Source organism: Streptomyces sp. NPDC088387, assembly GCF_044753385.1.
GTDB lineage: Bacteria > Actinomycetota > Actinomycetes > Streptomycetales > Streptomycetaceae > Streptomyces.
Genome location: NZ_JBIVNC010000005.1, coordinates 104,403 through 119,273, shown reverse-complemented (window position 1 = coordinate 119,273; position 14,871 = coordinate 104,403). Strand labels below are relative to the sequence as shown.

The following is a 14,871-nucleotide window of genomic DNA, read 5'->3' as shown; positions in this document are numbered from 1 at the left end:
GGCTGGTCGCGCGGTTCCCCGCGCCCCTGCCGGGGTGGCCCGATGATGGTTCGGTGCGGGCCGTGGTGGGGCCGGTCAGCCGCAGTCGAGGAGCTTGTCGGCGAACTCCGTCTTGAGCTGCTCGGTCTTGGCCTGCCGGTCCTTGTCGTAGTCGGCCACGTTGGCCTTGTCGACGACGAAGGAGCCCGAGTCCACCTCGACGCCGGGGGTGCGCATGGCGCACTGCTCGGTCTGGAGCAGCGCGAGGGCCCAGGTGCCGACCTCGGCCTGGCCGACCGGGTTCTGTACGACGGTCGCGGCGACGGTGCCCTGTTCGATGGCGCCGAGGATCTTGGCGTCGTCGTCGATGGCGACGACCTTCGCCGCCGACCCGGTCGCCTGTACGGCGTCGGCGGCGGCGACGGCCGGGTTGTAGGCGGTGGCGACGATGCCCTGCACCTGGTCGCCCTTGGCCGCCATCAGGTCGGACACCGCCTTCTGCGCGGTCTGGAGGTCCTTGTCGATGTCGGTGATGGTCTGGAGCAGCCTGACCTTGCCGCCCGACTCGTCGACGGCCTTCTTGACCCCCTTGATCCGCAGCTGGGTGTTGGCGTCCACGTTGTTGCCGGTCACATGGACCAGGGAGCCCTTGCCGCCCATGGCCTCGATTGCCGCCTTCGTCGCCTTGTACGCGGCGAGTTCGACGTTGGTGGAGAGACAGAAGTCGGCCTCGTCCTCACCACCGGCCGGGCAGGAGCCGAGTGACGCCACGGCGAAGCCCTGCGACCTGAGGTCGGCGAAGGTCGTGTTGATGTCGGTGGGGGAGACACCGAACACCCCGAAGGCGTTGTAGCCGCGCGCGGCGAGCGTGGACAGCAGGTTGTTCTGCTTCTGCTGGTCCCACTCCGCCGTCTCGTCGAAGGTGACGTCACCGAGTCCGTACGTCTTCCCGGCGGTGTCGAGGGTCGACTTCCAGACCTGGAAGTACGGGTGGGCGCCGCCGGGCACGAGGGCCACCTTGGTCCGTGAGCCGTCCACGAGCTCGGCGCCGCCGCCGGTCCGCGCGTTCGGCGAGGCCTGGCCGTCGGCCGCGACATCGGCGTTGCGGTACGTGCAGGCCGCCGTGCCCGCGGCCAGCACCAGCGTCACCATCAGGCCGGGCAGGACGGATCTGGTCGGGAAACGCATGTCCCACCCCTTCGAAATCAGATAGGAAATTGATGCGGCGATCGTGGATCACGAACGCGGGCGCGTCAAGACTTCTGACAAAGGCAGGTGAGGACAGGCATCCCGGCGGGCCGGGGCGCGGCGGGTTGAAAATGCTATAGGAAATGAAGCCGGGGAGGGTGCCTACGCACCCTCCCCGGTGATCACCCGGCCTCCGGCGTCAGGAGGACAGCTCCGCACGGACCGCACGGGCCGCGCCCACCAGGTGCTCCAGGGAGGAGCGGGTCTCGGTCCAGCCGCGGGTCTTCAGACCGCAGTCGGGGTTGACCCAGAGCCGCTCCGCGGGGATCGCCTTGAGACCCTCGCGCAGCAGCGCCGCCGCCTCGTCGACGCCCGGCACCCGCGGCGAGTGGATGTCGTACACCCCCGGCCCCGCCTCCCGCGGATAACCGTGCGCTGCCAGCTCACGCGCGACCTGCATGTGCGAACGCGCCGCCTCCAGGCTGATCACGTCCGCGTCGAGGTCGTCGATCGCCTGCACGATGTCACCGAACTCGGCGTAGCACATGTGCGTGTGGATCTGCGTGGCCGGACGGACCCCGCCGGTGCTGAGCCGGAAGGCCTCCGTGGCCCACGCCAGATAGGCGGCGCGGTCCGCGGCCCGCAGCGGCAGCGTCTCCCGCAGCGCGGGCTCGTCGACCTGGATGACCGAGGTCCCGGCCGCCTCCAGGTCGGCCACCTCGTCGCGCAGCGCCAGCGCCACCTGCCGGGCGGTGTCCCCGAGCGGCTGGTCGTCACGGACGAACGACCAGGCCAGCATGGTGACCGGCCCGGTGAGCATGCCCTTGACCGGCCGGTCGGTCAGCGACTGGGCATACGTCGTCCAGCGCACGGTCATCGGCCGCGGACGGGAGATGTCGCCGGCCAGGATCGGCGGACGCACGTACCGGGTGCCGTACGACTGGACCCAGCCGTGCTGCGTGGCGAGGTAGCCGGTGAGCTGCTCGGCGAAGTACTGCACCATGTCGTTGCGCTCGGGCTCGCCGTGCACCAGGACGTCGAGGCCGGTCTTCTCCTGGAAGGCGACGACCTCCTGGATCTCGGCCCGGATCCGCTCCTCGTAGCCGGCCGTGTCGATCCGGCCCGCGCGCAGGTCGGCGCGGGCGGCCCGCAGATCGCCGGTCTGCGGGAACGAACCGATGGTCGTGGTCGGCAGCAGCGGCAGCCCGAGGTGCGCGCGCTGGGCGCCGGTGCGCTCCGGATACGTCTGGGAGCGGCGGCCGTCCGCCTCCGTCACCGCGGCGGTGCGGGCCCGCACGGCCGGGTCCCGGGTGATCGGCGAACCGGCGCGGGAGGCCAGGTCGGCCCGGTTGGCGGCGAGCCCGGCCGCGATGGCGTCGGTGCCCTGAGCGAGCCCCCTGGCCAGGGTGACGAGCTCGGCCGTCTTCTGCCGGGCGAACGCGAGCCAGCGCCTGACCTGCGGCTCGATGTCCCGCTCGGCGGACGCGTCGAGCGGCACGTGCAGCAGCGAGCAGGAGGCGGCGACGTCCACCCGGTCGGCCAGACCCAGCAGGGTGCCGAGTGTGGACAGCGACTTCTCCAGGTCGTTGACCCAGATGTTGCGGCCGTTGACGACCCCGGCGACCAGCCGCTTGCCCGGCAGCCCGCCGACCGCGGCGAGGGCGTCGAGGTTGGCGGCGGCGGCCTCCGTGAAGTCGAGCGCGAGCCCTTCGACGGGCGCCTTCGCCAGCACCGGCAGGGCGTCGCCGAGCCGGTCGAAGTACGAGGCGACCAGCAGCTTCGGCCGGTCGGTGAGGGCGCCGAGATCGCGGTAGGCGCGCCCCGCGGCGTTCAGGTCGGCCGGGGTGCGGTCCTGCACGAGGGCCGGCTCGTCGAGCTGCACCCACTCGGCGCCCGCCGCCCGCAGATCGGCGAGGACCTCGCCGTACACGGGAAGCAGCCGGTCGAGCAGGGTCAGCGGGTCGAAGTCGGCGGCGACACCCGGCGCCGGCTTCGCGAGCAGCAGATAGGTGACCGGGCCGACGAGGACGGGCCGGGCGTCGAGGCCGAGCGCGAGGGCTTCCTTCAACTCGGCGACCTGCTTGGCGGAGTCGGCCGAGAAGACGGTGTCCGGGCCCAACTCGGGGACCAGGTAGTGGTAGTTCGTGTCGAACCACTTCGTCATCTCCAGCGGCGCCACGTCCTGGGTGCCGCGCGCCATCGCGAAGTAGCCGTCCAGCGCGTCCGCGTCGACGGCGGTGCGGTGCCGTGCGGGGATCGCGCCGACCATGACGGTGGTGTCGAGCACGTGGTCGTAGAACGAGAAGTCACCGGTGGGCACCTCGTGGATGCCGGCCTCGGTGAGTTGGCGCCAGTTGCTCCGGCGGAGTCCGGCCGCGGTGTCCCGGAGGGCGTCCGCGGTGACGCGGCCCTTCCAGTACCCCTCGATCGCCTTCTTCAGTTCCCGGTTCTGGCCCTGACGGGGGTAGCCGTACACGGTGGCCCGTGCTGCCGCGGCTGCGGGCTTGGTCACGGAGATCTCCTTCGCGAGATGAATCCCTGAGATCCCGGCGACGGGACGAGGGCGCGAAGGGGAGACGAACCAGTCGGAACCGAACGTGCGCGGCATGGCACGGTCGTCCGTCCGGTGTGTACGCCGACCCGCCCACGAGGTCACCGAGATGTCCGCGTACGGGGTACCGGACGCGGGCAGTTGGCAGGTCTTCGGACTCGCGGGCACGCCCCCCTTCCATCAGGAGGACACCTACTGGCCGTCGCTTCCCAGGCCCCTGTGTGGAGCCCAGTGCGTATGACGGCGGTCGTTCCCGCTCACCGCTGCGGGGCAGTCCCGGATTCCCACCGGGTTCCCTCTTGCGACGCATCCCGTCTGGCGGACGGGGCGAACCAGCTGCGTCGGCCAGCCTACGGGCTGACGTCGCACAGGCAAGCGCGATGTCCGGCATCCGGATGGTGAGCTGGGCCACCAGGCGTGGTACCGGTCCCCTTCCCGGCTGCCGGGAGCGGTGGCCCACGGGCTGTGGCGGGGCGACCGCGGCGCCCGGATCATGGCGATCCTGTGCTCGTTCGGACCGTTGCTCACCACCGAGGGCCGGACCATCGCGGGCCCCCTCGTGATGGTTCTTCTGCTCACGGCGCCCAGGTCGTCCCGGGCCTGGTTCAGCCCGGAACCGCCGGACGCGAACCGGTTCGTCGACGAGTACGGTGACGACGAGGACGACGGGTTGGCGGCGGGCCGGGGCTGAGCGCGGGGCCGGGTGGGCACGGGGCCGGGTGGGTGCGGGCGGGTCACACGGTGATCTTGACGGCTTCGAGCCGGCGTTCGTTCTCCATGGCGCCGCCGAAGACGAAGTTCGGTCGCGGGTCGGCGCAGCCCTGGCTGCCCCAGTCGAAGCCGCTGACCTTGGCGCTGGGGCAGACCCGGCCGCTTCCGACGTTGATGGCGAAGCCCGTCATGTACTTGGCGGACGTCTTGCCGATGTAGATGTTCTTGCCGTCGCCCGTGATCGCGCTCCAGCTCGGCTGCCACCTGCCCTCGCCGTTGGTCGAACCGGAGTTGTACAGGACGGCGTTGGCGGCGGAGCCGTTGACGCCGTGCACCGCGATGTTGAGGGCCTTGATCGGCTTGTTCTGGCCCGTCGTACCGGCCAGCGTGCCGTCGCACACGGGCTTCTGCCAGCCCGTCCCGGACACGTACGCCCGGTAGCAGATGTGCCGCCCGGCGGGGTCCTGCCGCGCGAGCCGCCGGACGGCGGTGGCGGCGGTGTCGACCGCGGGGTCCGCGGTCACCGTGGTGGTGCTGCGCGGAGCCGTCTCGGTGACCGTGGGCCCGCCGGCCGCGGGCAGCGCGGGCTCGGAACTCCCGGCGGTCTTCTTCGGCTTCGGGCTCTTCGACGGCGAGGGCGACGCGCTCGGCGACGACGGCGCGCTGACCGACACCGAGTACGTCGGCGTGGCCTCCGGCGAGGGGCTGCCGCTCGTCGGGGCGCCGGCCCGGGCCGACTGCTGCTGGGTGTCGTCGCCCGATCCGCCGCTGCCGAGGACCACCAGAGACACGATGACGATGCCCGCGACGGCGAGTGCGGCCGGCGCGACGATCAGCGGGCGCTGGAGCAGCCCCGACGGGGTGTACTCGTCGTCCGACTGCCGGCCGCCGTTCCCACGGTCGAGCCGTCTGACCAGCGGGGGGAAGGCGGTGCGGGTGGGGGTGGGGGGTGGTGACAGGGCCGGTTCGTAGGCGTCGTCGGCGTCGTGGTCGTCGTGTTCCGGCTCGTGGTCCGGGTCCGGGTCCGGGTCCGGTGCGAGGTCGGAGGCGGGCGGGGGCGGGGGCGGGGGCTCGGGAAGTGTGTACGACTCCTCGTCGAAGGTGTCGAAGGTGTCGAAGGTGTCGACTGTGTCGAGGGCGTCGTCGGCCGGAAGGGGTTTGGCGGCGGGGAGTTCGTCGTCCTCGTCCCACTCTTCGAGGACAAGGGGGTCGGCTTCGGGGCCCGTGTCGGCGTCGTCGGGATCAGGCGCGTCCTTGCCCTCGCCCTCGTCCTCGCCGTCCGCCTCGGCCACCTCGACGGCGTCGAAGTCCGCCTCGTCCGTGTCCCGTTGCTCCAGCAGCCTGCTGGAGCCGTCGGGAGCGACCTCGACATGGGCCACGTATCCGGCCGCGGGGTCCGAGACGGTCGCGGTCACCGGGGTGTCCAGCGCACGTGCGCGCGCCTGCAACGCGTCCAGGATCGCGGCGTCGCCCGTCTCCCCCTCCGGCACCCGTACCGGCACACCGTCGATGGCGGCCGTGCCGTCGCCGGAGACGACCACCGCGAAGTGGTCGTCCGCCGTGATCGGCTCGTCGCTCTCTTCACCCCGGCCCATGCGCATTCCCTTCCGATGCCGCGGAGATCTCCGACGTCCTCCGCGCTACCGCAACGGCCCGCGCACACCGAACGGTTCAACGCGTACGACAGGAAGTACCGGCGGAGCCACGCCGACCACGGTGGTACCCCTCCGCTGATGTGTTCGGATCTCGATAGAGTCCACCGGGTGAACGCTCCCGAAGAGTTGGTGAGTTTCGCCCTGCTGGGTCCGGTCAAGGCCTGGCGCGGCGGACGGGAACTGGACCTCGGTTCGCCCCAGCAGCGCATCGTGCTGGCGGCCCTTCTGTTACGGCGGGGGCGCCCCGTCACGCTGCACGAACTCCTGGATGCCGTCTGGGGAGAGAAACCGCCGACAGCCGCCGTGTCCGTGCTGCGGACCTATGTGTCACGGCTCCGCAAGGTGCTCGAACCGGGGCGCGCCGCCGCCGGGTCCGCACCGGTGATCGTCTCGGTGGGCAACGGATATCTCGCCCGGGTGCGCGACGACGCGCTGGACCTGACCGTGTTCGAGCAACGGGTCGCACAGGCAAGGAGGTTGAGGGCCGCGGGCGAGCCCGCCACCGCCGCGGAGCTGCTGCGCACCGCGCTCGACGCGTGGCAGGGCGCGGCGCTCGCCGGTCTGTCGGGACCGTTGGCCGAGTCGGAGCGCTCACAGCTGAACGAGGTGCGGCTGGCCACGCTGGAGACCCGGATCGACATCGAGGTCGGACTGGGCCGGCACGCCGAGGTGATCCCCGAACTGATCTCACTCACCGGCGCGCACCCCCTGCGGGAGGCGCTGAGCCGGCAGCTCATGCTCGCGCTGTACCGGTCCGGGCGGCAGGCCGAGGCGCTCGCCGTCTACCGCGGCACACGGCACACCCTGATGACCGAGCTGGGCATCGAACCCGGGGCGGACCTGCGGTACCTGCACGACCGGATCCTGGCGGCGGACGAGTCGCTGCTGGGTGACCGCCCGACCACGGCCAACGGCCGGCCGGTGGCCGACGCCGCGTCCACGGCCGACAACCAGCCCACGGCGTACGACAAGCCCGCAGCCGGCGACAAGCCCACCGTCGGCCACGCCCCATCGCGATCTCCGGAACCGGAACCAGAACCGCAACCGGAGCCCACGCCCGGCGACCCGGCCGAACCGCGTCCCCCCGCCGCCCCCCGCGCGGCCCGCCCCGCCCAACTCCCCGCCGATCTCGCCACCTTCGTCGGTCGGCGGACCGAACTGAACCTGGTGCGGGCCCTGTTGCCGAAGGACGCGAGCCCTCCGGCCACGGTGGTGATCAGCGCGCTCGGCGGTATGGCCGGCATAGGCAAGACCGCCCTGGCCGTGCACTGGGCCCACGAGGTCGCCGACCGCTTCCCCGACGGACAGCTCTACATCAACCTGCGGGGCTTCGACCCCACGGGCTCGGTCGCGGCGCCGAGCGAGGCCGTCCGTCTCTTCCTCGACGCGCTCGGTGTCCCGCCGACACAGATCCCGGCCGGACTCGACGCCCAGGCCGCGCTCTACCGCAGCATGCTGAACCGGCGGCGGATGCTGGTCCTGCTCGACAACGCCCGTGACGCCGAGCAGGTCCGCCCGCTGCTGCCCGGCGCCCCCGGCTGTCTGGTCATCGTGACCAGCCGCAACCAGCTCACCGGCCTGGTCGCCCTCGACGGGGCGCATCCGCTCACCCTGGACCAACTGACGGGCGAGGAGGCGCACGACCTGCTGGCCCGCCGGCTCGGGGCGGCACGGCTGGCCGCCGAACCGGAGGCCGCGGACGAGATCATCACGCGGTGCGCCCGGCTGCCGCTGGCGCTCGCGATCGTCGCCGCGCACGCCGCCACGCACCCGGGGTTCCCGCTCAGCGCGGTGGCCGGGGAACTGCGCGGCAGCCACGGCAGCCTCGACGCCTTCGCCGCCGACGAGGACATGACCTCCGACATCCGGGCCGTGTTCTCCTGGTCGTACCAGGCGCTGTCCGACCCGGCCGCACGTCTGTTCCGGCTGCTGGGCCTGCCGTCGGGGCCCGATCTGTCCGCGCCCGCGGTGGCCGCGCTCGCCGGCCTCACCGTGCGCGAGACCCGCCGTCTGCTCGGCGAACTGACCCGCGCCCATCTGCTCACCGAGCACTTCCCCGGCCGCTACACCCTGCACGACCTGCTCCGGGTCTACGCCGTCGAACGCGTGGAGGCCGACACCACACGGACGGAGCGCGACACGGCCGTAGAACGGCTTCTCGCCTGGTATCTGCACACCGCCGACGCCGCGTACCCGCACTTCACGCCGTTGCGCAACCGCATCCCCCTGCCACCGGTGCCCGACGACTGCCGGCCCCTGGAGTTCGCCACCCACGAGGAGGCGCTGCGCTGGTGCGAGGCGGAGCGGGCCCATCTGGTCGCCGCGGTGCACCAGGCGGCGGCGGCCGGGAAGGGCGGTATCGCGTGGCGGCTGGCCGCCGTGCTGTGGGGGTTCTTCTACCTCCGCAGCCACAACCACGACTGGCTCGACACCGCGCGGACGGGCCTGGAGGCCGCCCGCGCCGACCACGACCGCAGGGGCGAGGCCCGCGGTCTCGCCGACACCGCCGCCGCGATGCGCCACTGCGGTCTGTACGAGGAGGCCATCGACCATCTGCGCAGGGCGATGGCCGCCTTCCGGGAACTGGGCGACCGGGAGGGCAGGACCGCGGCCGTGGCCAACCTGGGCGACGTCTACCTGCACACCGGGCAACTCGGCAAGGCGGTGGAGTACCACCGCAGGGCACTGGTCCTCAACCGCCGCCTGGGCCGCCCGTGGGGGGAGGGCATCGCCCTGGCCAACCTGGGCGACACCTATCAGCGACTGGGCCGCTTCGAGGAGGCCATCGGCTGTCTGGAGCGGGGGCTCACCATCCTGCGCGCCAACGGCATCCGCTGGGTCGAGGGCGTCACCCTCGACATCCTCGGCACCGCGCACGGCCGGCTCGGCCACCACACCGTCGCCATCACCTACTTCGAGCAGGCCCTGCGGACCCACCGTGACGTCGGCAACCGGTGGGGCGAGGGCAACACACTGGGCAACCTCGGCGACGTACAACTGGCCGCCGGCGATCCGTCGGCGGCTCGGGTCAGCTGGGAACAGGCACTGGACATCTTCGAGGAGTTCGACCATCCGGACGCGGAACGGATCCGCGAGCGGCTCAAACGGCTGTGACATGAGCGGCCCGAGGGGAGTGCGAGCCGGCTGCCGGCGGGGGCTGGGGCGGTGATGGTGGCGGTGGCGGGTCAGTGGTCAGCCCGCCTCGCGGTAGGCACGGCCGGAGGCGTTCGCGGTCGAGCCGTCGTAGAGGCCGGTCGGACTGGTCTGCGTGGACAACGTGAACCACGCGTAGCGCTCCACGAAGTCCAGGCCGTCGAGCATCTGCGTGGACGACATGATGAAAGCCGTCTGCTCCTGCTCGCCCGGGTAGCGGGCGGCGCCGGAGGACCAGTCGATGAGTCCGTACTCGGTCAGCCAGATCGGCTTCTGGTAGCGGTCGTGGATCCGTTGCAGATAGTCGCGCAGATGCTGGGTGGCGTTCGGCCCGAAGTCGGAGCCGTACCAGTGGACGGGGATGAAGTCGACGCGCAGGCCCCGCTGTTCGGCCCCGCGCATGAACCGGTCCAGCCAGCCGCCCTCGAGGTCGGCGTTGGCGGCGACGGCCGGGGCGCCCATGCGCAGCCCGGTCGCCTGGAGCCGGGGCCACAGGTCCAGGGCCTGCTCCGGGGCCAGGTTCGCCTGGGTGGTCATGTCGGGTTCGTTGAACCCGAGCAGGGCGGTGCCCTCGCGGGCGGCCGCGCCCAGTTCGACGTCGGTGACCGAGCCGGCCCCCCAGATCATCGGTACGTACTCGACGCCCTCCGGCCTGGCGAGCGAACCCGTGCTGGAGGCCCAGTTGTAGTACCAGGAGGCTCCGGAGTCGACCAGTGCCGGGCCGGCACCGTCGACGGGGTTGAGACTGACCCCCTTGGCCGTGGGGCCGCTTCGCTGCTCGGGGGCCGGCGGTGCGTCGCGCGGCTCGGTCACCACGGCCCCGGACGGCTGGGACGCCGGCTCGGAGCCGGTGCCGAAGGCCACGGTCATGCCGGTGCACTCGGTGCACTGGCGGACGACCTCGTTGCCGGGCTCGGCGTCCTGCTTCGACCAGGCGTACGCCGTCGGGCACGTCCGGTTGACGGCGTCGCTGTACGGGGTCTTGGCGTCCCGGTTCGGGTTGACGCAGACCAGCGCCTTCCCGCTGCCGGGGTCCTTGACGAGGTTGTCGGCGGGGCAGCCGGAGAGCAGGTCCACCGCACAGCCCATCACCGAGCACGCGCCCGAGTCGGGCACCTGTACGCCGTCGGGGGTGATGGTGACCGGCACGGACACGGCGTTGACGTAACTGACGTTGTACCAGGGCGCCAGCGCGTCCTTGGGGTCGAAGTTGAACTCGGCGAGGCTGGTGGGCTGTTCACCCGTGGAGCAGCGGTCCGCGTACGGCCCGCAGTCCCCGACCGCGCAGTGGAACGTGGAGCCGTCCTCCCCGGCGCACCCCTGGCGCGCGAAGAACTTGCCACGCCAGTGCCCGGCCCCCGCGTGCTCGGGGACCGTGATGGTCGCCGACTGCCCGGGGTCGATCTTCGGCAGCCCGGTCAGCGCGGCGGATCCGTCGGCGTTGACCGTGCTGCCGACCCACAGCGGTTCGGCCGTACGGTTCTGGAAGGTCACGGTGTGGTCGGCGCCGCCCACGTCGGCGGCGTTCTGGCTGTTGATGGTCTTGCTGCCGTTCTGGTGCCACTGGACCGCCACGGCGGTCCCTGTCACACCGACGACCACCAGCAGCAGAGCGAGCAGTAACTGGGTGCGTCTGCGCAGTCGGCGCATCGAGCGTGCCTTTCCGTACGTCGTGATGGTCTGGGTCAGCCCCGCCGGGGCGTCCGCGCGGTGGCCGGGGCCGGAGACGCGGCGCGTGACCGGGATGCGGCCGAGGAGTCACCACCCGGCGAGCCGAGCGACGCCCCTCTGAGAAACGCCCGCCCCTCCGGCGACAACGCGGACGCCACTTCGGCCCCGAAGTCCGAGGCACTGGACGGGGGAACCTCCAGGCGAGGGGGGTTCGCGGACACGGGCGACACCGGGGAGACGGGTGTCTCGGGGGAGGCGGGCGCGTCGGGGGAGACATGTGTCTCGGGGAAGACGGGTGTCTCCGGGGATACGGGAGACACGAGGGCGGCGGGTGAGGCGGCAGCGTCGGGTGAGACGGCAGCGTCGGAGGAGACGGGTGACGCGGGGGTGTCGGCGAGCGGCGAAGCAGGTGCCGCGGGCAGGGGGAGTTTCGCCGGCACCGGAGGCCCCACCTCCCGGCGCTCACGCTGCGCCCGCTCCGCCGCCGTGAAGGCGAGCCCGTCCACGTCCGGAGCCGCGCCGGACGGCGCGAACGTGGCGTCGGCGGTCCGGGCCCGGCTGCCGGGAGGCGTCACCGCGGCGGGACGTGCGTCGGATCGCGCCTGGTCCTGAGACCCCGACAGCCCGCGCGACTCAAGCGGTCCCCGCGACTCAAGCGGTCCCCGCGACTCAAGCGGTCTCCGCGACTCAAGCGGCCCGCGCGAACCACGCGGCTCGCGCGGCGGCTGCTGTGCCGGCCGCTCCCACCGTTCCCGGGTCGTCCGGACCTGTTCCGCGTCGGCGGCGGCCGTCTCCCGCCTTCTGACCCGGTCGAGGAGGGCGGTGAGGAGCTGGACGAGCAGGTTCACCACCTGCACCCAGCCACCCTCGGTGCCGCCGGGCCGAGCGGCCGGCGGCCGGTGGTCGATGTCGTTGCCGTCGTCCGCCACGGTGTCCCCTCTCCAGTCGCAGGTCCCGACGCGAGCGACAACGGCTGCGTCCGGCCGAACGGTTCAACGCCCGGGACTTCCGGAGTGCGTGAAAGCTTGAACCCCTCCCGGCCCTCGGCCCGTTACCAGTGGCAAGCGGGAGTTCTCGTCCGGCTCCTGGGACAGGGCACGCACGGAGGTATCCGAGATGTCACAGCAGAACTCGTCCGGAAACGAGCAGCTGCCGGCCTACGACGACCACGCCCCGAATCCGTTCGCTTTCCTCGACCCGGATTCCCGGGGTTTGCAGGAGGCCGTAGAGCGCAGAAACAATCCACAGCCGCCCGCCTACGAGGGCGCGCCGAACCCCATGGCCTTTCTCGATCCGGATTCACGGGCGCGGCAGGCCGAAATCGAGCGAGGCCTGATCTCACCGCCGCCGGCCTACCAGGGCGCGCCGAACCCGCTTGCCTTTCTCGATCCGGACTCAAGAAGGCGGCAGGACGAAATAGACGCCGGTCGGACCGGGAACGTGACCTACTCGGCATGGGCGACCAATCCTGAGACCCAGGCGCTTATCGCCCGTTACGCGGGTACGGGTCCCACGACCGCGCAGCCCGCACAGTCCCCGCGGTCGCAGCAGCCCCCGCGGCGGAGGAGCGAGCAGGACCGTTCCTCGGCGCAGACCACGAGTCAGCGCAGCAAGCGCAAGCACTGACGCTCTCGAACGGCCTCGTGCACGACCGGCCGTGCACGAGGCCAACAGCGACAGCACCTAACGGCGGGGCCCCTTGGGTGTGGGAGCCGGGGAGGGCGCGTGCGCCGCGGGGCCGGCAGCCCCCTGGTTCGCCGGAGACTGTGCGGACCCGGTCGGCAGGTGCCTGTTCGCGTACTGCGCGACAGGGTTCCCGGTGCCGCTGGTGAAGTTCTCCTCGCGTGAGAGATATTCGGTGAAGCTCCGCCCCGTCTGTACGAGTGAGCCGATCTGGGACTGCAACGCGACCCGGTTCTCGACGTCGAACGAGACGGCCGCCCTCGTCGCCTCGCTGGGCTGCCGGGCGTGTTGCTGCTGCCAGTAGGTGAACTCTGCGTGCGCGATCTGCCGGTGCGCCGCTTCGGCGTGCGGGGAGTTGAGCGGGGTGAGGTAGGCGTTGGTCAGCTCCGGGTTCGTGAACACCGTGTGCACGTCGCGCGCGCCGCGTTCCCCCGCCCCGTAGCGGATCCCCTCGATCGCGGCCGCGACGGCGTGGCCGACGGTCAGCTCCTGCACTCCCCGCTGGTTCAGGACTCCGTGGATGTGGGACATGGATTCCTGGCGGGGGTTGTTCGTCTGCGGTGCGGGATCCGCATTCAGGGCCAGGATCTTCTTGAGTGTGTCCATTGCCATCCCATTTCTGCGTGTTGTGATTCCGCAGGACATAACGCGGAGGGACTCACGGGGGGTTCAGCGCGGGTGAATCGACCGGCGGCGTCTCCGTGGCGCGGTGCCTGCCGGGTTTGCAGCCCGCGAAGGGGCCCATCGGGTCGCGCAGGCTGCTCATCACGGGAAGCAGGAAGTCCCGGTGCCAGGTGGCGGGCCCGCTCATCGCGGCGTGCGGGCCGGTCAGTTCGCCCCAGGCCAGCCACAGTCCGTGCAACTGCGCTATCGCTTCCCGGTGCTCCCACCACCGGGAACACCAGGGGGCCGTGGAGCTCACCTCCCGTCCGTAGACCGGAAGCAGCACGTACTGGACCCAGAGCGTCAACTGCCCCAGCTCCGCGATGTATTCGGCGCCCTCCTTGTACAGGATGAACCTCGGCGCGGGCGTTGCCGTGCCGGGCTCGGTGCCGCCCGGCGCGATCGTGTCCGATGCGCCGGCCGGCCCGCGGGACGGAGACTGCATAAAGGGTCTTCCTCTCAACTGCGTCAACTGCGCGCTGGGCGCCGAGCCATGGGCCCGCGACCGCCTCAGGCATCCGGCCGCACCACCCCGAGGATCTGCATCGACCCCGCCGGGGCGACGGACACCGAGCGGCCGGGGCGGGGGGCCGCGATGATCTCGCCGTTGCCGACGTAGATCGCGACATGGCTGGCGTCGGCGTAGTAGATGATCAGGTCCCCCGGTCGCATCGAGCCGACCGGGACCCGGGGCAGCCCCTGCCACTGGGCCTCCGACGTGCGCGGGATGGTGATGCCCGCGGCCAGCCAGGCCTGGGAGGTAAGGCCGGAGCAGTCGAAGGAGGCCGGCCCCTCCGCACCCCACACATAGGGCTTGCCGAGCTGCCGGGCCGCGTACTCGACGGCCCTCTTGCCCGCGGCGGTCGTGGTGGTGCCGGCGCTCTCCAGGACACCGGTCCCCACCCACCGCTCCTGGGCGTCCTTCGCGGCCTGCGCGTCCAGCGCGTCCAGCGCCCGCAACTGCGGGCCCGACAGCCGCGACTCCACCTCCCGCGCCTCGGCGATCCGCCGCTCGATCGTCGTACGCTCGCCGTCCCTGGCCCGCCGGTCCCGCTTCAGCCGCTCCAGGATGCCCGTCGCCTCGTCCGTGCGGGTGCGCAGCTCCTCGCCGGTCGCCGTGAGGGCCGTGACGACGTCCGCCGCGCTCTGCTGGGCCCGGCGGGCCAGCGAGGCGCCGTCCAGGGCGTGTTCGGGGTCGTCGGCGAAGACGAACTGCAACTCGGCGGGCAGGGACGCGCCGGTGCCCGACCGGTACTGGGCGCGGGCCGCCGCCCCGGCCGACGCGGTCAGCCGGTCCAGCTTCCGCTCGGCCGCCCGGACCTGGTCCCGCAGCGTGCGCACCCGTTTCTCCTGCGCGGTCACCTTCTCGTCGGCCGCGTTGAACTTGTCCGTGGCGACCGCCGCGTCGTGGTACAGGCGCTGGAGTTCGGCCCGCACCTCCGCGAGTGTGGTGGGCTCCGCGTGGGCAGGCTGTCCGGGCGTCGCCGTGAGGGCGAGGGCCAGTGCCGCGACCGCCGCCACCCGCAGGTGCCGTCCCCGCCCAGTCGGTCTCATCGGGGCCTACGCTCCCTTCGTGGTCGTGGTTCGCCCACACAACGGGCCGCCGCCGTACAGCGG

Annotated in this window: 11 protein-coding genes and 1 riboswitch; of the genes, 3 read left to right on the top strand and 8 right to left on the bottom strand. The window is 72.1% G+C overall.

Going from position 1 to position 14,871, the window contains the following annotated elements:
* Positions 1-75: 75 nt before the first annotated feature.
* Together ACIQAC_RS15295 and metE are read right to left on the bottom strand one after the other, a co-directional pair.
* A complete protein-coding gene (locus ACIQAC_RS15295; protein ID WP_402190962.1) occupies positions 76-1,167 on the bottom strand; it encodes a substrate-binding domain-containing protein in 1,092 nt (363 codons plus the stop codon).
* A 199-nt stretch (positions 1,168-1,366) separates the two neighbouring features.
* The gene (gene metE / locus ACIQAC_RS15290) at positions 1,367-3,679 is read right to left on the bottom strand and encodes a 5-methyltetrahydropteroyltriglutamate--homocysteine S-methyltransferase (protein WP_402190959.1); all 2,313 of its coding nucleotides are present in this window, start codon (positions 3,677-3,679) and stop codon (positions 1,367-1,369) included.
* 164 nt (positions 3,680-3,843) lie between these two features.
* A riboswitch (cobalamin riboswitch) is annotated at positions 3,844-4,070 on the bottom strand.
* Between the two features lie 99 nt (positions 4,071-4,169).
* Here metE and ACIQAC_RS15285 point away from each other — a divergent pair.
* Positions 4,170-4,409, top strand: a complete 240-nt coding sequence (locus tag ACIQAC_RS15285) for a hypothetical protein (RefSeq protein ID WP_402190957.1) — start codon at positions 4,170-4,172, stop codon at positions 4,407-4,409.
* Positions 4,410-4,452: 43 nt separating this feature from the next.
* Here the strand turns inward: ACIQAC_RS15285 and ACIQAC_RS15280 are convergent, their stop codons facing one another.
* Complete coding sequence (locus ACIQAC_RS15280; RefSeq protein ID WP_402190955.1) at positions 4,453-6,024, bottom strand: hypothetical protein; 1,572 nt, start codon at positions 6,022-6,024, stop codon at positions 4,453-4,455.
* Between the two features lie 168 nt (positions 6,025-6,192).
* Here ACIQAC_RS15280 and ACIQAC_RS15275 point away from each other — a divergent pair, with 168 nt between their 5' ends.
* Positions 6,193-9,198: an AfsR/SARP family transcriptional regulator gene (locus ACIQAC_RS15275; protein ID WP_402190953.1), complete on the top strand. Its 3,006-nt coding sequence runs from the start codon at positions 6,193-6,195 to the stop codon at positions 9,196-9,198.
* Positions 9,199-9,276: 78 nt separating this feature from the next.
* On the opposite strand, the gene ACIQAC_RS15270 is transcribed toward ACIQAC_RS15275, so the two are convergent.
* Positions 9,277-10,887 (bottom strand): glycosyl hydrolase, encoded by a 1,611-nt coding sequence (locus ACIQAC_RS15270; RefSeq protein WP_402190950.1) that lies wholly within the window; start codon positions 10,885-10,887, stop codon positions 9,277-9,279.
* A 35-nt stretch (positions 10,888-10,922) separates the two neighbouring features.
* On the bottom strand, positions 10,923-11,837 hold the full coding sequence (locus ACIQAC_RS15265) for a hypothetical protein (RefSeq protein ID WP_402190947.1): 915 nt from the start codon (positions 11,835-11,837) through the stop codon (positions 10,923-10,925).
* 187 nt (positions 11,838-12,024) lie between these two features.
* Between ACIQAC_RS15265 and ACIQAC_RS15260 the strand changes: the two genes are divergently transcribed.
* On the top strand, positions 12,025-12,534 hold the full coding sequence (locus tag ACIQAC_RS15260) for a hypothetical protein (protein ID WP_402190945.1): 510 nt from the start codon (positions 12,025-12,027) through the stop codon (positions 12,532-12,534).
* Positions 12,535-12,591: 57 nt separating this feature from the next.
* On the opposite strand, the gene ACIQAC_RS15255 is transcribed toward ACIQAC_RS15260, so the two are convergent.
* From ACIQAC_RS15255 to ACIQAC_RS15245, 3 genes are all read right to left on the bottom strand, one after another.
* On the bottom strand, positions 12,592-13,197 hold the full coding sequence (locus ACIQAC_RS15255) for a hypothetical protein (RefSeq protein WP_402190942.1): 606 nt from the start codon (positions 13,195-13,197) through the stop codon (positions 12,592-12,594).
* A 52-nt stretch (positions 13,198-13,249) separates the two neighbouring features.
* Entirely contained in the window at positions 13,250-13,699 is a 450-nt protein-coding gene (locus ACIQAC_RS15250; RefSeq protein WP_402190940.1) for a DUF4913 domain-containing protein, read from the bottom strand.
* Between the two features lie 65 nt (positions 13,700-13,764).
* Complete coding sequence (locus ACIQAC_RS15245) at positions 13,765-14,808, bottom strand: NlpC/P60 family protein (protein WP_402190937.1); 1,044 nt, start codon at positions 14,806-14,808, stop codon at positions 13,765-13,767.
* Between the last annotated feature and the right edge of the window lie 63 nt (positions 14,809-14,871).